At 65.6% G+C, this 17,361-nt stretch carries 17 protein-coding genes; 10 read left to right on the top strand and 7 right to left on the bottom strand.

Going from position 1 to position 17,361, the window contains the following annotated elements; translation table 11 throughout:
- Positions 1-344: 344 nt before the first annotated feature.
- The 4 genes from AC3A6P_RS25015 to AC3A6P_RS25000 are packed head-to-tail and all read right to left on the bottom strand — an operon-like array spanning position 345 to position 4,487.
- Positions 345-653, bottom strand: a complete 309-nt coding sequence (locus tag AC3A6P_RS25015) for a protealysin inhibitor emfourin (protein WP_487694637.1) — start codon at positions 651-653, stop codon at positions 345-347.
- Positions 654-697: 44 nt separating this feature from the next.
- Complete coding sequence (locus tag AC3A6P_RS25010) at positions 698-1,879, bottom strand: M4 family metallopeptidase (protein ID WP_487694636.1); 1,182 nt, start codon at positions 1,877-1,879, stop codon at positions 698-700.
- Between the two features lie 60 nt (positions 1,880-1,939).
- A complete protein-coding gene (locus tag AC3A6P_RS25005) occupies positions 1,940-3,517 on the bottom strand; it encodes a M20/M25/M40 family metallo-hydrolase (RefSeq protein ID WP_487694635.1) in 1,578 nt (525 codons plus the stop codon).
- Between the two features lie 16 nt (positions 3,518-3,533).
- Complete coding sequence (locus tag AC3A6P_RS25000; protein ID WP_487694634.1) at positions 3,534-4,487, bottom strand: zinc metalloprotease; 954 nt, start codon at positions 4,485-4,487, stop codon at positions 3,534-3,536.
- 399 nt (positions 4,488-4,886) lie between these two features.
- Here AC3A6P_RS25000 and AC3A6P_RS24995 point away from each other — a divergent pair, with 399 nt between their 5' ends.
- Genes AC3A6P_RS24995 through AC3A6P_RS24985 form a run of 3 tightly spaced genes read left to right on the top strand, consistent with a single transcriptional unit; the run spans position 4,887 to position 7,164 of the window.
- Positions 4,887-6,104, top strand: coding sequence for an MFS transporter (locus tag AC3A6P_RS24995; RefSeq protein ID WP_487694632.1), 1,218 nt, complete (start codon positions 4,887-4,889; stop codon positions 6,102-6,104).
- A gap of 25 nt (positions 6,105-6,129) precedes the next feature.
- On the top strand, positions 6,130-6,408 hold the full coding sequence (locus AC3A6P_RS24990) for a YiaA/YiaB family inner membrane protein (protein WP_487694631.1): 279 nt from the start codon (positions 6,130-6,132) through the stop codon (positions 6,406-6,408).
- Positions 6,409-6,459: 51 nt separating this feature from the next.
- Positions 6,460-7,164, top strand: coding sequence for a TIGR00266 family protein (locus AC3A6P_RS24985; protein ID WP_487694630.1), 705 nt, complete (start codon positions 6,460-6,462; stop codon positions 7,162-7,164).
- Here the strand turns inward: AC3A6P_RS24985 and AC3A6P_RS24980 are convergent.
- Both AC3A6P_RS24980 and AC3A6P_RS24975 read right to left on the bottom strand, forming a co-directional pair.
- Positions 7,161-7,832 carry an SDR family oxidoreductase gene (locus tag AC3A6P_RS24980; protein ID WP_487694629.1) on the bottom strand — a complete coding sequence of 224 codons (672 nt, stop codon included), beginning with the start codon at positions 7,830-7,832 and terminating at the stop codon, positions 7,161-7,163. The genes AC3A6P_RS24985 and AC3A6P_RS24980 overlap by 4 nt on opposite strands.
- A 103-nt stretch (positions 7,833-7,935) precedes the next feature.
- Positions 7,936-8,379 (bottom strand): VOC family protein, encoded by a 444-nt coding sequence (locus AC3A6P_RS24975; RefSeq protein ID WP_487694628.1) that lies wholly within the window; start codon positions 8,377-8,379, stop codon positions 7,936-7,938.
- 152 nt (positions 8,380-8,531) lie between these two features.
- On the opposite strand from AC3A6P_RS24975, the gene AC3A6P_RS24970 reads away from it, so the two are divergent.
- The 7 genes from AC3A6P_RS24970 (at position 8,532) to AC3A6P_RS24940 (ending at position 16,069) form a co-directional block, all read left to right on the top strand.
- On the top strand, positions 8,532-9,365 hold the full coding sequence (locus AC3A6P_RS24970) for an enoyl-CoA hydratase/isomerase family protein (RefSeq protein ID WP_487694626.1): 834 nt from the start codon (positions 8,532-8,534) through the stop codon (positions 9,363-9,365).
- A complete protein-coding gene (locus AC3A6P_RS24965; protein ID WP_487694625.1) occupies positions 9,362-10,180 on the top strand; it encodes an MBL fold metallo-hydrolase in 819 nt (272 codons plus the stop codon). The genes AC3A6P_RS24970 and AC3A6P_RS24965 overlap by 4 nt, the downstream gene beginning before the upstream one ends.
- Positions 10,181-10,254: 74 nt before the next feature.
- Positions 10,255-11,280 (top strand): NAD(P)H-dependent flavin oxidoreductase, encoded by a 1,026-nt coding sequence (locus tag AC3A6P_RS24960; protein ID WP_487694624.1) that lies wholly within the window; start codon positions 10,255-10,257, stop codon positions 11,278-11,280.
- A gap of 9 nt (positions 11,281-11,289) precedes the next feature.
- On the top strand, positions 11,290-11,709 hold the full coding sequence (locus AC3A6P_RS24955) for a hypothetical protein (RefSeq protein ID WP_487694623.1): 420 nt from the start codon (positions 11,290-11,292) through the stop codon (positions 11,707-11,709).
- A 78-nt stretch (positions 11,710-11,787) separates the two neighbouring features.
- Positions 11,788-12,807 (top strand): glutaminase A, encoded by a 1,020-nt coding sequence (glsA, locus tag AC3A6P_RS24950; protein WP_487694622.1) that lies wholly within the window; start codon positions 11,788-11,790, stop codon positions 12,805-12,807.
- Complete coding sequence (locus AC3A6P_RS24945; RefSeq protein ID WP_487694621.1) at positions 12,800-14,431, top strand: MFS transporter; 1,632 nt, start codon at positions 12,800-12,802, stop codon at positions 14,429-14,431. Before glsA ends, AC3A6P_RS24945 begins: the two co-directional genes overlap by 8 nt.
- A gap of 18 nt (positions 14,432-14,449) precedes the next feature.
- Complete coding sequence (locus AC3A6P_RS24940; protein WP_487694620.1) at positions 14,450-16,069, top strand: alkaline phosphatase D family protein; 1,620 nt, start codon at positions 14,450-14,452, stop codon at positions 16,067-16,069.
- 340 nt (positions 16,070-16,409) lie between these two features.
- On the opposite strand, the gene AC3A6P_RS24935 is transcribed toward AC3A6P_RS24940, so the two are convergent.
- Positions 16,410-17,357 (bottom strand): methionyl-tRNA formyltransferase, encoded by a 948-nt coding sequence (locus AC3A6P_RS24935; protein ID WP_487694619.1) that lies wholly within the window; start codon positions 17,355-17,357, stop codon positions 16,410-16,412.
- Positions 17,358-17,361: the final 4 nt, after the last annotated feature.

Genomic DNA, 17,361 nt, shown 5'->3' with positions numbered 1-17,361 from the left:
CTCACGGGGCGACTGGCCTGACGACGAGTTGCGCAGTGCTCGCGCTCAGAACGAGGTACGACTCCTGCCAACCGGGTAACGCGACGGACAGGACGTCGCCGCCGGCTTGGTGTTCGAGGGACCAGGTTCCGCTGTGGCTGACGCCGCGATCATCCGGGCCGGGAGTGCCGACGACCGCCCGGTGATCGGGTAACAGTGTGAAGACGGTGCGGCCACGTGCGGGAGGAAGCGGGTAGTCGGCGGGCCGGAACATCTGTCGTTGGTCACGGTCCTCTTCATGAGAGTGCTTCCAGGACCCCACAATTTGCGAATCCTCGATCACGGCGCCCACCACCCTCCTGTGATCACGGCTGTTGATGGGTGCGGACGAACCGGCGCAACTCGGCGAACTCGGTAGACACACTGCCGTCGGTGGCTTCGAGCACCTGCGAGGTGCCACCGTCTTCGACGGTGATCGCGTAGCTCATCGCGTCACGCGCCGAACCCGGATCTTCGCGCGCTGGCGCAGCCCGTTCGTACACCCGGGAAGCCGCGGCAACAAGTCGGCGCAGTTCCTCCTGACCTTCGACTCCGAGATCTGCGGAATCGAGGACGAGCGGCCGCCGATTCATGGTGGCGGCCTGCCCACCACAAGTGCTGACCGACACTTTCATGTTTCCTGCTTTCGGTGGCAGAAGGTGCATCACGCAGTATGCCCCTACTTGCGGGCCTTCACCTTGGCCTTCGCCGATCGCTTGGCGGTCGCTTCCGTACCGGCACCTCTGATGACCGCGTGGGTGAGAGCTTTCACGTCTGCCGAGAGTTTCTCGACTTGCTTCTGCAGCTCGTCGAGAGACCCATCGGTGGACGCCGCCACTGCCTCCGTTTGCACAGTGCGGATGCGGATACCCACCGCCTCCCAGGCCGCGCCAACCGCGGTGTGCTCGGCGCTTCCGGTTCCGTACAGCTGCGCGGCCTTGACCGATGTGGTCTCGGCGAACGCCTGGAAATCGGTGGTCGACGTGGATGCTCGGAGGGACTCGTACCAGATGTGGCCGGGGGCTTCCCAGGCCCGCCCACCGATGCCGGTGGCCACCAAGTAGAACGCCTTGTTCGGAATACCGGAATTGGTGTGCACTCCGCCCCAGTCACCGGGACGTGTGTCTGGCAGCGTGACGAAATCTTTCATGTGGTCGGGCTGCGGGTCCCCGTCGAAGGCGGTGCCCGGGGCCTTCATCGACCGCAGTGCGTCGCCCTGCAACGCCGGGGTGAAGATCTCCGCACCGATCAGCCAATCGGCCTCCTCAGCGGTCTCGTCGTTCGACCACTGTTTGATGAGGCATCCGAAGACGTCCGAAATCGATTCATTCAGGGCCCCCGGCTGTTTGTGATATTCCAGGTCAGCGGTGAATTGCGTGACACCGTGGGTCAGTTCGTGGCCGATGACGTCCAGAGATTTGGTGAAGTCGGTGAAGTTGACGCCGTCGCCGTCACCGAACAGCATGCGCTGCCCGTCCCACAACGCGTTTTCCATGGCGTCGCCGAAGTGGACGTAGGCATCGAGTCGCATGCCGAGCCCGTCGATCGAATCGCGTCCGAGTACGTCCTGAAAGAACGTCCGGGTGGCGCCGAGCCCATCGAAGGCCCGGTTGACCGAATCGTCGGGCGAGACGGCGGAGGTTTCGGTGCGCACCAACGTCGCGGTGTGCAAATTCTCCGAACTGTGCGCATCGAAAACTGATCGACGGCCGGCGGCGGGTGCCGCCAGAAAGCCTCGTGTCGCAGGACTCATCTCCCGCCGCCCCTTGAGTTGGGCGCTGGCGGCAATGGTGTTCAGCGCCGCTTTACGGACTTTGGGGTCGTCACTTTCCATCAGTTTGGCGAGGATGTACGGCGGCATGATGCAGTTCCGTGGACACCTGTTCGTCATCGGTCTACTCCAATCCTGTTGGCAGAAAGCTCATCCGAGAGCCGTCACCACGAAAGCGACGTTCATCCGCAGAATTTCGACGGCAAGGTCGATATCGATGAACTGCATGGTGTCGCCGGCGGTGTGAATGTTGTCGTTCGCGCCGTCGGCGCCTTCGATCGTCAGCACCGCCGGGATGCCCTCGTCGATGAACGGCACGTGATCGCTGTTGAATGGGTTGACGCTGGTCTGCACGGTCAACCCGGTGTAGGTGTGCGCGGCGTCGGCCAGCCCGTCGATCACCCGCTGCGAGAGCGCGGCCCCTTCCAGCAGGACCGTGGGGACGGGAGTGTTCACCGTTGCGATCATGTCCATGTTGACCACGGCACGTATGCGTGAACGTTCTGCCGAGCTCAGGTTGGCGACGTAGGCCAGGCTGCCGAACAAGCCCTCTTCCTCACCGCCGAAGAGAATGAATCGCACATCGAGTTCGGCTTGGTGGTGGGCGACGGCGCGAGCCATCGCCAGCAGTCCGGCGCTGCCCGAGCCGTTGTCGTCGGCGCCGGGCGCCGGTGCTGCAGGACCGCCGGCGAGGTTGATCGAATCCAGGTGCGCGGTCACCAGCACCACGTCGCGCGGTTCGGATGCGATCCCCGTTCGGTCGGCGATCACGTTTCGACTCGGCTTTCCCAGCACGGTGATGGCCTGCGTGTGGGTCTGATACCCAGCCGCATCAAGCTGGTCTTGCGCCCACCGGGCCGCCTCGTCGAATTGTGGGCTTGTCGAGTGTCTGGTGCCGAAGTCGACCAGCTTGCGCAGGTCGGCCTCGTACTGCTCTGCGGACACCATGTCGACGCATTTCTGCACCGTGGGCTCGGATTGGCGCGCGATCCGTGGGAGAGACTCGAAAATAGCGGAGCCCCAGGGTATCTCGCGAACGCTGTAGCACGGGAAGTCGTCGGCGCCGGCGGCCTCGGGGGCATCGGGGTCGATTTCGACGACGAGGTAGCGGCCTTTGTCCGCGAGCACCCGGACCTCGGGATGTGCCTGCTGGAAAGTACGCCCGTGCTGGATCACGAGGCGTAGCTGTGACTGCCGGGCACGCGCATCGGGCTCCACGGCATCCCGCCGCAACACAATGTCACCCATCCGGAACCAACCACCGTCGACGAACTGCTGCACGTGCGGCAAAAGCTCGGTCAGCGACGCGATATCCCCACCGCTCCCGCCCGGCGGACGGACCTGGACTGCTGTCAAGCCCATCTTGCGCGCGGCCGCCACATGCGACCTGTTCTCGGTCACAAAGAACACGTCGGCAAACGTCAGCCCTGGGTCGATTTTGCCGACGGCGGCCTCGAAGAACTCTCGGGCCGGTTTGTGGGCGCCGACTTCGCCGGACAGCGCGACGTGGGTGACGACCGGCTCGAAGAAATCGCGGATGCCGAGGTTATCGATGATGTCGTAATACTGCTGGGCGGGTTCATCGAAGTCCGATGCCAGCCCTAGTTGGACCGGCGTGCCATCGTCATCCCTCAAGGCCGCAATGTCCTGCAGAGTCGTCAACGCTCCCGGCAACAGGACATCCCCGTCCTCGAGCGTCTGCCCGAGGTCGAACAGGACAAGTTTCATGAGTCTTGCCGGCCCGTCACGCCTGCGCGACCAGGCTTGCCAGCTGGTCGACCAGCGAACGCAGCCGAGCTACCTCACGACGCAATTCACCCAGTTCGCCGTCCGCCGTCGACGACTTCGGGGTCTCCGCCTCGCCGTTGCCCGCAACGGCGCCGACAAGCAGCTGTGAGGGCGTGGCTTGAACGGCAGCCGCTGCACCGGCGAGGAAGGATGCTCGTGGGCCTTCCAACGCCGCCGACATCCGTACCGATTGGCCGGTGGTGAACATGAACATCCCGGCATCGTCGGTGTAGTCCATGTAGTTGACGAACATATCGCCGTCGGGTCCGTTGCTGCACGTGACGCTGGGGAATTGGGGCCGCCCGAAGTTCGGGTGCGCCTGATTGGGTGTGTCGTCGACGAGGTCGCTGCCGCTACAGCCGCTGCCGTCGTCGCCCCAGATGTGGCGCAGGCTCAACCAGTGGCCGATCTCGTGGGTTGCGGTGCGCCCCAGATCAAATGGACTGGATGCGGTACCGATGGTTCCGAAGAAGGAATGGCCGATGACCACCCCGTCGGTTTCGGGTGGTCCGCCGGGGAACTGCGCGTACCCGAGGATCTGGTCGAATCCGCTGCGCAGCTCGCCACAGACCCAGAGGTTGAGGTAGTCCCACGACGGCCACGCATCCACACCGCCGGTGGCGTTCGACTTCACGTCATCGTCGTCGGCACTGAAGAAGGTCTTGGTGGTCGCCGTGCGGGTGACGCCATCGGTGGGGTTGCCCTCGGGGTCGACGCTCGCCAGCGCGAACTCGATTTCGCAGTCGGCGATCAGGTCGGTCCACACGGTTGGGACGCCTACCCGGTCGGGGTTCGTGGCGCGGAAATCTTGATTGAGGACATCGATCTGGCTGTCGATCTGGGCCTTGCTGATGTTCTGCGACGGGGTCGCCGGATTGTGGACGACGTGGACGACGACCGGGATGGTCACGACACCCCGCCTCGCCGCGCGTAACCCTGACCCATACGCTCGTGCCCTGTTCTCGAACTGATCGCTTCTCTGGCGGTAGCTCTCGCTCGTGGACAGCAGTTTGTAGTGGACCGCCATTGTGCCGCAGAGTTGGCGCGACAGCTTCGCCGGTTGCTCGTCCATGACCGTTCCTTTCGAAGACGGGGCGTCGGTGCCCAATCGAGTATCCGCACGCGGAGCGCCCCGGGGGCGGGTAATCGACTACTCGATCCCCGGTACCGAGAAGTTCCGCGCTGCACCGTTATGCGATTGCGCCGGAGCCTCTTTGTCTTCGCGCGGTGGACACACTCGTCAACCTGGTCAGCATTACGCAAATGCTTTGATGTGTAATGTGAGCCGCATGTCGGCGAGGAAGCAGCCTTGAACTATGTTGGAGAGCTCCGGAGCAACTGGCGACCGCTGGCCGCCGCCACCGCCGGATTGAGTGCGGGCCTGAGCCTGAGCGCCTACACCAACGCCGCCATGGCGCCGCAGTTCCTGCAGGCGTTCGGCTGGAACCGCTCCGACTTCGCGCTTGCCGGCGTCATCACCTTGCTGACATTTGTGTTCCTGCCGGTGTACGGCCGCCTTGCCGACCTGTTCGGCGTCCGCCGCATCGCCTTGACCGGCGTGATCGGACTCCCGCTTTGCTGGCTCGCGTTCGCAGTCATGACCGGACCGATCTGGCAGTACTTCGTCATCAGCGTGGCGCTCATCGCACTGGGCGTCACCACCACCCCGGCGATTTACAGCCGCATCGTAGCCACCCGGTTCGTCACAGCCCGTGGCCTGGCGCTGGCGATCGCGATCTCCGGGCCGCCGCTGCTGGGCGCCGTGGGCGCACCGGCGCTGGAGGCGGTCAATCGCGCCCACGGCTGGCGGATCGGGTGTGTGGCGATCGCGGTGTGCCTCGCGGTGATCGGCACCGTCGCACTGGTTCTCATCCCGGCCGAGAACGACTCCGAACGGCAACGCGCACACCGCCGAAACACCAACGACTACCGCACCATTGCCCGCAGCGCGCTCTTCTGGATCCTGCTGGCGGGTGTGCTGCTGTGCAATCTCTACCACACGGTCACCACTACCCAACTCGGCGTCATGCTCGGCGACTCGGTGGGCATCGGCGACCGGGTGTCACTACTGATCTCGGTGTTCGCGATCGCCGTCATCGTCGGCCGATTCGTCTGCGGTGTCGCGCTGGACCGCTTCCCGCCTCATCTCGTCGCGGCCGCCGCCATGGCGCTACCAGGGCTGGGCTGTCTGCTGATCGCCACACCGTGGGACGGTGTCACTGTGCTGATGATCGCGGTCTGCTGTCTGGGCGCGGCGTGGGGCGCCGAAGGAGACGTGATCGCCTATCTGGTGGCGCGGCGGTTCGACCTCGGCGTGTACAGCACGGTGCTGAGCATTCTGTCGGCAGCCATCGGTGTCTCGTCGGCACTCGGGGCGCTCATCCTCAGCCGCACCCTGCGAATCAGTGACAGCTTCAACGGATTCCTGACCTTCGCCGGTGTGGCGGCCTTCCTGGGCGGCGCGCTGTTCCTTCTGGTGGGACGGGTCGCTTCACCGGAACTTGCGAAAATGAGTAGTCCTACGTAGGAAACCCGCTGGCAGGCTTTCCGGTATGGACAACACCAACACCACCGCGGCCTACTTCATCCAGGCGGCCATCGCATTCGGAGTCAGCTTCCTCGGAACCCTCGGCGGCATCTACTTCCTGCCCCTGGATGCCTGGCAGCGCCTGTTCCTCGGCATGTCGGTACTCTTCCTGGTCACCAGCGCCTTCACCCTGGCGAAAGTGATCCGCGATCAACAGGAGGCCGCCACCATCCGGGTCCGACTCGACGAGGCGCGCATCGAAAAGTTGATCGCCGAACACAATCCGTTCACCACAGGCGTCTGAGGCATCGCAGGTTCACTTGCGATCACGTCAGTTTTCAGTACTGTCACCGGCGTGCGGACAACGATCATCGGCACCACGATGCCGATCCTGGAACTGACTCTCGACGCCGGTGAGTCGATCATCACCGAAGGCGGAGACGTCTCCTGGTTCACCCCGGGTCTCGACATCCAGACCTCCACCAGTTTCGGTTCCGGCGGTCGCGGCGGCTTCATCAGTGGCCTCAAGCGTGCGCTCGGCGGCGGGAACCTGTTCCTCACGCAGTACACCGCACAGTCGAACGGCCGGATGGTGGCGCTGTCGACCAACCTGCCCGGTGTCATCCGCGAGATGCGCATCGATGCCGGCGACAACTACATGGTGCAGGCCGGCGCGTTCATGGCCGGCACCCCGAACGTCGAAGTGTCAGTGGCACTTCAGCAGAAGCTGGGCGCCGGCATCTTCGGCGGTGCCGGTGTGGTGTTCCAGAAGCTCAGCGGCAACGGGGTGGCGTGGGTGCAGATGGCCGGCGAGCTCGTGGAATACGAACTCGCACAGGGCCAATCGTTCCTGATCCACCCTGGCCACCTCGCGATGTTCCGCGCGGAGATGCAGCTGACGTTCGCCAGCGTGCGCGGTGTCAAGAACAAGGTCTTCGGCGACTCGCTGTTCATGGCCGAGCTGCACGGGCCGGGTCACTTCTGGCTGCAGTCGATGACGGTGGCCAAACTGGCCGCCGCCATCCAGCCCTACCTGCCCGAGCGGTCGAACGACAACTAAACCGACAACTGCGCCTTGACATCACGGGACAGCGCGTCGGCCAGAACCTCCCGGTCGCCGGCGAACAATCCGTCCAGCGCCGCCGTGGCCACGATGGCCGGATCGGTCTTCTGCTCGGCCGGGATGTAGCTCACCATATCGGTGTCCATGTACCCGACGTGCAGTGCGGTCACGCTGATTCCCTTCGGCGCCAGTTCATCTCGGACCGCATCGGTCATGGCCCAGGCTGCGGCCTTCGCCGAGGAGTAGGCACCGCTGGTGGACGGGTGCAGCCACGACAGCACCGACAGTACGTTGAGGATCGCCCCGCCGCCGTTGCGTTCGATCACCGGCGCGAACGCGCGGACCACCTGCAGGGTGCCGAAATAATGCGTTTCCATCTCCAGCCGGATGTCCTCGAGGGGGCTGTCGAGCAGCGTCGCCCGGGTCGAGACGCCGGCGTTGTTCACCAGGACGTTGACGTCGGTGGCGATCTCAGCGGCGCGGCGCACCGAGTCGGCATCGGTGATGTCGAGTTGGATGGGTACCACGCCCGGGATGTCGATGGTCTCCGGCCGGCGGGCGGCGGCGTAGACCTTGGCCCCACGGGCGACGAGTTCGAGGGCGAACCGGCGCCCGAGGCCCCGGTTGGCTCCGGTGACCAACGCGGTGATGTGTTCTGTGTTCATGATGTGCCTCCTGTTGATGGCGTGCCCGTCTGGGGCTGTGGGCTGGAACGCCCCAGGCGGGCCGATCAGTCCCGGCAGATTCCGAGATTGCAGCTAGCAGGTATCAGCGACCGGGCGCCCGCTCGGTGATCTCCTGCAGCACCCACCCGTTGCCGTCGGGATCGGTGAACGAGGCGAACGAGCTGTAGCTGCGGCGTTCGGGGTCGGGCCCGGGCACCCGGGCGTCCGATCCGGCATGGTTGAAAACGCCGGTGGCGTCGTGGAACACCTCGCTGACCTCTACTCCCCTGTCCACCAACTCGGCTCGGGCTGCCTCGACATCGCTGACCACCAGATAGAGCCCCTGGGTGCTGCCGGGCGTGGCAGAGCTGACGCCGGTGCCGAGAATGATCGAACTCGGCGAACCGGGCGGGGTCAGCTGCACCACCCGATAGTCCTCGCTCACAACAAAATCCGCGTCCAGTCGCCAACCCAGCGACTGGTAGAAGTCCCTTGCCCTGTCGACATCGGAGACGGGCACCACGACGACTTCGAGTTTCATGTCCATGACAGCTCCATCAATTGGGCGTTCGAGCCGTGGCGCGGATGTCGCGGTTCGGACGGCTGGTCGACCGGCAGATGCCGGAGTGCACCGAGGAACGGTTGCAGCGCTACCCGAATTCCCGACGCACTGGTCGCCGCCCTCGGTACTCTCACCGCATGGCAGACTCGAGCCAGATCTCGGTGACGGTACGCTCACCGGCCTATTGGCGCGTCACATTCGACAACCCGCCGCTGAACATCTTCGGACCGGAAACACTTCCAGAACTCGATGCCGTTGTGACGGCGCTGGAATCCGATGACGCCGTCAAAGTGGTGGTGTTCGACAGCGCGGTCGAGGGATTCTTCCTCACCCACTACAACTTCGTGTCAGAGCTGGAGGAGTCCACGCGTTATCCGGCGGGAGCGACGGGCTTACAAGCTCTGCCGGACATGCTGGCCCGGCTCAGCCGCGCCCCGGTGGTGTCGATCGCCTCCATCCGGGGCCGCGCGACGGGTGTCGGCAGTGAACTCGCACTCGCCAGCGATATGCGCTTCGCGAGCCGGGAGAAAGCCATCCTGTCGCAGTGGGAGGTCGGCGCGGGGTTGGTGCCCGGTGGTGGCCCGATGGCGCGGCTGCCGCGGCTGATCGGACGCGGACGGGCACTGGAGGTCCTGTTGGGCGCCGATGACATCGACGGCGACCTGGCGCAGCTGTACGGCTACGTGAACCGTTCGTTTCCGGATGCCGAGCTCGACGGTTTCGTCGACGCCCTGGCCACCCGCATCTCCACGTTCGACAAGCAGGCGATCGCCGAGACCAAGCGGCTGGTCAACGTCAACAGCCTGCCCACCGACGAGGAGATCGCACCGGAGTGGGACGCATTCCTGGCAGCGCTGGCACGGCCGGCGGCGCAGAGCCGCATCCAGAAGCTGTTCGAGCGCGGTTTCCACCAGCCCGGTGATGTCGAGACCCGGCTCGGCCATCACGTGGGCCGGCTGGGCGACGCGTGAGCCCCATCGACGCGACCCGTCACCCCTTCGCGATCGGGGTCGTCGGGGGTCCCACCGTCGTCATCGATTACGGCCGAACACGTTTCGTCACCGATCCCACCTTCGACGATCCGCGTGACTACGGCACCATGGCCAAGCTGACACCGCCGGCGGTGGCTGCCGCCGACCTCGGCGCCGTCGACGCCGTCCTGCTGAGCCACGATGACCACAACGACAATCTGGACATCGCGGGCCGGCAGTGGGCCACCACGGTGCCCCGGCTCTACACCGGGCCCGGAGCCGCCGGACGGCTGGGTTCCCCCGCCGTCGGATTGGCCACCTGGGAGCGCGCGGAACTCGGCCGCGCCGACGGCGCCGGGCACCTCACGGTCACCGCGGTGCCCGCCGTCCACGGCCCGCTGGACGGCACCCGCGACGACTCCGGGCACGTCAACGCAGAAGTCACCGGGTTCGTGATCGAGAGTGCCGGTCTGCCCACGGTGTATGTCAGCGGGGACAACGCCTCCCTGCAACCGATCGGCCAGATCGCGGCGCGGTTCCCCGCCATCGACATCGCGGTGCTGTTCTGCGGGGCTTCACGCCTGGCCACCAAGAACCAGGGCCGCCCGCTCACGCTGACCGGACCGCGGGCCGCGGATGTGGCGGTGATCCTGGGCGCGCCGCGGGTGGTGATCGCCCACATCTCGGGGTGGTCGATATACAGCGAGAACATCAACACCGTACGAACGGCGTTTGACGAGGCCGGGATCGCCGATCGACTGGTGCCCGCCGACGCCGGAGTCTGGGCGCTGGAAGGCGAAACCTCTCAGCACTGAGGAAACCGGTCCCACCCGGATGAATGCTCGTCGGCCCCGGTGCGTTTCACTGGGTACAAAACCTAGGAGGAGCGATGACCTCACCACTGACGAATCTGGGCGTGAACCTCCCGGTGATCGCCGCACCGATGGCCGGTGGCGCCACCACACCCGCCATGGTGATCGCGGCAGCCGGCGCGGGCAGTCTGGGACTGCTGGCCGCCGGCTACAAGACCCCGGAGAATCTCCAGGAGCAGATCGCCGCCGTACGTGCTGCGTCGGTCCCGTTCGGAGTCAACATCTTTGCGCCCAATCCGGTGCCGATTTCACCGGCCGACTACCGGCAGTACGCCGACGCGGTACAACGCGAAGCCGACCGCTTCGGGCTCACTCTGCCTGCGGACCCCATCGATGAAGACGACCACTTCAACGCCAAGATCGACCTGCTGCTGGCCGAGCCGGTGCCGCTGGTGAGCTTCACCTTCGGCCTACCCGAAACCGAGGTCATCGCGGCCCTGCAGAAGGCTGGTACCACGGTGGTGCAGACCGTGACCTCACCCGAGGAGGCAGCGCTGGCAGCGGCGGCCGGAGTGGACATGCTGGCGGTGCAGGCCAGCGCCGCGGGTGGTCACTCGGGCACCCTCACTCCCGACCGACTCCCCCAGCCGCTGCCCATCGGTGAGCTGATCGAGCGGGTGTCCGCGCGGGTGCGGTTGCCGCTCATCGCCGCCGGCGGGCTGTCTACCGCCGAAGAGATCTCGGCGGTCCTGAAGGCCGGCGCCACGGCGGTCGCTGTCGGTACGGTGCTGCTGCGCGCCGACGAGAGCGGTGCGTCAGCCACTCACCAAGCGGCACTGACGGATCCGGCCCGCACCGAAACCGTCATAACCCGCGCCTTCACCGGTCGTCCCGCCCGCGGATTGCGCAACCGCTTCATCGACGAGTTCGAAGCGTCAGCGCCGTTGGGGTATCCCGCAATTCATCATCTGACCAGTCCGCTCCGCAAGGCGGCGGCCGCGGCAGGCGAAGCCGATCTGGTTCACCTGTGGGCCGGCACCGGATTCCGAAACGCCCACAACGAGCCGACGGCAACGATCCTGACCGGGCTGGCGACACCGTAGCCTGAAAGTATGCGTCCTCACGTGACCCTGGCCGCGATCGCACTCTGGGCAGCCGGGCAACTCGTCGGCATGCCCACCGCCGCGGCCGAGCCGATCATCACCACCATCCCGGAACAGCCGGCCCCGCCGGGACAGACGACGTTCGTCGACAACCCGGCGATCGTCAACGGCCAACCGGCGACCATCCAATCCTGGAGCCGGCTACCTGATTCCGACACGCTGGCCGTGCATTTCAGCAGCGGCACTCCGGAATGCTTCGGTGTCCACGCCGAGGTGCAGGAGACTCCCGACATCGTCGCGGTGAAGCTGCGTTCCGGAACCCTGCCCGAGGCCGTGGACAAGGCGTGCATCGCCCTCGCGGTATTCGGCACGCTGACGGTCACACTCGAGGCTCCCGTGGGCAACCGGGCGGTCGTCAGCATCACCTGATCGTTGAATCGGCGATAATCCATCGCCGATCACCGATGTCCGCGATAATCCCTGCAGACGCGCCGGCAGGGGGAATCGGTGGATATCGACGTCGAGGGAATCACCCAGGAAGTCTTCACCGGTCCGCTGCCGGAGTGGAGTGAAGTCGAGTCCCTGGTCGAGGCGGCGCACCGGCGCTACCGTGCGGATGCCGACGGCACGGTCGCCGATTACATACCGGTTCTCGCGCAAGCCGACCCGAATCTGTTCGGGGTGTGCGTCGCCGAAACCGATGGCGGACTGCACCTGGCGGGCGATACCGACATCGAATTCTCCATCCAGTCGATCTCCAAGGCGTTCGTGTACGCGCTGGTGTGCGAGGAGTTCGGCCATGGTGTGGTCCGCGACCGCATCGGCGTCAACAACACCGGCCTTCCGTTCAACTCCGTCGTCGCCATCGAACTCAACAACGGCCACCCGATGAACCCGATGGTGAACGCCGGCGCCATCGCCGCCACCGCACTCATGCCGGGTGACACCCACGCCGACCAGTGGCACAACATTCAAGCCGGACTCTCTCGATTCGCCGGGCGCACACTGGAACTCGATGACACGGTGTACGAGTCCGAGTCGCGGACCAACCAGCGCAACCGCGCGATCGCCCGCCTGCTGGAGAGCTACGGTCGTATCGACCTCGATCCCCTTGCGGTGGTCGATGTCTACACCAAACAATGCGCGTTACGAGTGAGCGCCACCGATCTGGCCATCATGGGTGCCACCCTGGCCGACGGTGGTGTCAACCCCCGCACCGGTGAGCGCGTGGTCTCCGCCGGCGTCTGCCGGGACACGCTGGCCATCCTCGCGGCCAACGGGCTCTACGAGCGGTCAGGCGAATGGCTGTTCGAGATCGGATTGCCCGGCAAGTCCGGTGTGTCGGGAGGCATCGTCACCGTGGCGCCGGGCAAAGCCGGGATCGGCGTGTTCGCGCCACCGCTCGATTCCGCCGGAAACAGTGTCCGCGGACTGCGCGCGACGGCGTATCTCTCACGTGTCCTCGGACTCAACATCTTCGCGTCCAGCGCGCGTGCACCGACCTCGAGAGGCGCCCACCATGGCTGAACACCGCATTGTCGCCGAGCCGGAGGTCCGCAACTCCTGGGTGCCGATGATCGGGTTGTTCCTGGCCCAGGTGCTGATGTCGTTCAACGTCGCGGCGCTACCGGTGTCGATGGGCGGCATCGTCGCCGATTTCGGGGTCCCCCCGACCACCGTCGCGACCGCGGTGGTGATGTACGGCCTGGCGGTCGCGGCGCTGGTCATGACCGGAGCCAAACTCGGCCAGCGGGTGGGCTGGGTGGTGGTCTTCCGCGTCGTGGTGGTCACATTCGCCGGCTCGGCCTTGATGATGGTGTTCGCGCCCTCGGTCCTCTGGGTGATCGCCGCGCAGGCTCTGGCCGGCGCGTCGGCTGCCATCATCGTGCCGTCATTGGTGGCGCTGATCGCCGAAAATTACCGTGGCGCTCAGCAGGCCACCGCCATCGGCTCGCTCGGATCGGCACGCGCGATCTCCGGGGTGAGTGCCTTCCTGATCGGCGGCGCGCTCGGAACCCTGGTGGGCTGGCGGCCGGTGTTCGCGATCGTCCTCGTCATCGCGGTGGCTGTCTTCGCGCTGAGTTTCCGGCTGCGCGCCGACGCCGGCAACCCGGGCATCGAGATCGATGTCGTCGCGGCCGTGATCATCGGTACCGCCATCGCGGCACTGACCATCGGTTTCAACAACCTCAACGGGTGGGGTCTGCTGCTGGCGGGCCCGGGGGCACCGTTCGACGTACTCGGCGTCTCCCCGGCGCCACTGCTGGTCATCATCGGAATCATCGGCGGCCAAGGGTTTCTCGTGTGGACCCGGCGGCGTACCGCTGCAGGCAAGGTGCCGTTGGTCAGTCTGTCGGTACTGGGCTCGTCCCGGGAACGGGCGGCCGTCTTCGCCATGTTCATCGTCGTCTCGCTCGAAGCCGCCCTGAATTTCACTGTGCCGCTCTACATCCAGATCGTGCAGGGCCGCACACCGTTCGACACGTCACTGGCGATGATGCCGTTCAACTTGACGGTGTTCTTCACCGCGATGCTCGTGGTCCGGCTCTACGGACGTTTCAGCCCGCGCGCGATCGGCATGTTCTCCTTCACGCTCACCACCGTGGCGCTACTGTGGCTCGGATTCGTGGTGACCAACAACTGGGAGACGGTGCCCACGATCGCCGGCCTGATCGTGTTCGGCATCGGCCAGGGCGCACTGGTCACCTTGGTGTTCAACGTGCTCGTCACCGCGGCCCCGAAAGAACTCGCCGGCGACGTGGGCTCCATCCGCGGAACCACTCAGAACCTCGCCTCGGCCGTCGGCACCGCGGTGGCCGGCGCGATGCTGGTCGGCCTGCTGTCGCTCAACGTGAGCCAGGCGGTGATCAACAACGTGGAACTGTCTCCTGCGCTCGTCGAACAGGTCGATCTCGATGAGGTGAACTTCGTCAGCAACGATCAGTTGCGGGAAGTGCTCGCCGACACCGACGCCACCGACGCCGAGGTGGACGCCGCGGTGCAGATCAACACCGATGCGCGGCTGCGGGCGCTCAAGCTGGGGCTGCTGATCCTGGCCGGGGTCAGCGCGGTGGCGATCCTGCCGGCATCCCGGTTGCCGTCTTATACACCACATGAGATTCCGGACCCGCAGGAAGACGGAACCCGGTGATGACCCTAGGCTTGATCGGTGACTCTATTGCTCGGTCCGGTGCTGCGCCACGTCGGGGAAACCACCGCTATGGTCTGGGTGCAGACCGAGAAGTCTGCGGAGGTCGAGATCCTGGGGTGTTCGGCGCGCACATTCGAAGTGCAAGACCGCCACTTCGCCCTGGTAGCGGTCGAGGGACTGGAGCCTGACTCCACCACCGAATACGAAGTCCGCATCGACGGTGCGAAGGTGTGGCCCGAGGCTGACTCCGACTTCCCGCCGAGCGTGATCCGGACCCGCGGCCCGAAATCGGCGGACCGGTTGCGGATGATCTTCGGCTCATGCCGGTATCCCAAGACCGGTGACAAGAAGATCGACGACAAACTCGGCGACGACGCGCTCGATTGTTATGCCGAGCGGCTCACGACACTGCCGGTCGACGAGTGGCCCGACGTGTTGCTCCTGCTGGGTGACCAGGTGTACGCCGACGAACTGACACCCGAAACACGGCAGAAGCTCGCAGGAAAGCGCACCAACAAGAAGAGGCCGCCCGACGAGGTGGTCAGCTTCGCCGAATACGAAGGCCTCTACCGGCACACCTGGGGCGATCCCGAGATCCGCTGGGTGATGTCCACTCTGCCCACCGCGATGATCTTCGACGATCACGACATCCGCGACGACTGGAACACCTCCGCGGCATGGCGCACCGAGGTGAACAAGAAGCCGTGGTGGCGCGACCGGATCCGCGCGGGCCTGGCGTCCTACTGGGTCTACCAGCACATCGGCAATCTCAGCCCCACCCAGCTCGCCAAAGACGAGGATTACCAGAAGGTGCTCGCCACCGAGGGTGACTGCTGGCCGCAGCTCGTCGAACTGGCCGACCGCGCCGACAGGGAAGTCGACGGAGAGAAAGGCCTGCGCTTCAGCTTCCGCTGGGATCTGGGCCGCAGCAGGCTGATCATGGTCGACTCGCGTAACTCCCGGATTCTCGAGGACGGGAACCGGAAGATGCTGGGCGACAAAGAGTTCGGTTGGCTCGAAGCGCAGGTCGAGGAGGGGATCGGTGAGCTCGACCACCTGATCCTGGCGACCTCACTGCCCTGGCTGCTCCCCCCGGCCATCGGCGACCTCCAGACGATCAACGAAATCTCCGCCAACCGCCCCGGGTTGCGCGGCACCGTGGCCGAAAAGGTCCGTCAGGCAGCCGATCTGGAACATTGGCCGGCCTTCCTGCAGTCGTTCCTGCGACTCAGTGACCTCATCATCAGGGCGGCCACCCGCACCGACGGACCGGCGACGGTGACGGTGCTCTCCGGCGACGTGCACCACAGTTACGCCGCACGCGCCGATTTCCCCGGCGCGTCCGCGACGCGCGTGCACCAGCTGGTGTGTTCGCCCGTGCACAACTACGTGCCGATCGTCGTCCAACCGCTGTTCAAGTTCGGTTGGTCGCCGCGGGTGGGTCGGTTGACCCGGCGCTGGGCCCGCCATCACGGGTCGCCCCCGTTGCCCATGTCGTGGCGCAATCTCAGCGGCCCCCTGTTCGGCAACACGATCGCCACGCTGGAAGCCTCGCGACGCAAGGCCGAGGTGGTGTTCGAACAGCCCCGTGACAACTGCGAGTTGGGTGTGGCGGCCACCATCGCGCTGACCGACTGAGCCACCACGGCGGCCGGGCCGCGAACTGCTCTGCCCGGACGGCTGGATCCCTCCTGTGGGTGCCATGTGTTGTGACGCTAGGGCATACACCGGCGCGTGTGGGGGCTACGAATCGGCCGGCTGCCGTAACGCAAGCATTCAGCAAAATTGCCTCATTGGTCAATACGGCAACGCCTTTGGTCCGGGCCCCGACGGTGATCCTGGCCGCCCTCCGGTGGCAGAGCCGCTGTTGGGAGGAGTTCGGGTGCATGCTCGGATCCGTCGCCCGCGACGCGCAACGCACTCGGTGTTTGTGCCGCCGGGTCAGATGTCGCAAAGAGCGCAGGGCCGGGAAAGTTGCTTACGACGGGGCCGATTCGAGGTACCCACCGCCCTGTTTGAAGAACGCCATGGCGTTGTGGTCGACCCCGTCGTCGGTGCGCACCACGTCCAGCACGAGTCCGGGCGACTGACCCCGATAGGCATCCGCTCCGGCCACGATGACCATTCCCCCGTCCTCCTCGATGAACACCCGGCCCGGGGTCCCGCCGTAGGCACAGCGCGACACGTGCGCGGAGATCAGGCGCAACCGCTCACCACGAAAGTAGGTGTAAGCGTTCGGATACGGATCCGACAAGGCCCTGACGAGGCGTTCGATGTCTGCGGCGGGCCACGTCCAGTCGACCAGACTGTCCCGGTCGGACCGCTTGTGGAAGAAGGTGCGCCGGCTCAGATCCTGCGGAGTCGGCTTGGCGGTACCGAACTCCAGCTGGTCCAACGCCTCGTTGAGCACATCGGGCACCAGGTCCAAAGTGGCCAGCACCAAACTGGTTCCGGTGCTGGCCGGGGTGATCTCGACGGAATGCTGCACCAGGATGTCGCCGGTGTCGAGTTCGCCGTCCATCAGGTGCGCGGTCAGCCCGGTGTGGCTGGCGCCGCTGATCAGTGACCAGATGACCGGCGAGAAGCCGGTGAACTCGGGCAACAACGAATCATGCAGATTCAAAGTCCCGTGTGCCGGAATGTCGAAGAGTTCCTGCGGCAACCGGGTACGCCAGTTGTTGGCGACCATGACGTCGGGCGCAACGGCGTGCACCCGCTCGATGAGCTCAGGTGTCGGCCGCTTGGCCAGGAAGACTTCGATGTTCTCGCTGCGTGCGAGGTCCTCGACCGAGTCCGCCCAAATGGACTCATAGGCATGGTCACTCGCGGGATGGGTGACCACCAGAACTACTTCGTGGCGGGATTTCAACAGCGCCTGCAGAGTACGGTGCCCCCAGGTCTGATATCCGAACATCACTACACGCACAGCA

It is taken from the genome of Mycobacterium sp. Soil_C_30 (genome assembly GCF_057656995.1).
This window is presented reverse-complemented; position numbering and strand designations above follow the sequence as displayed.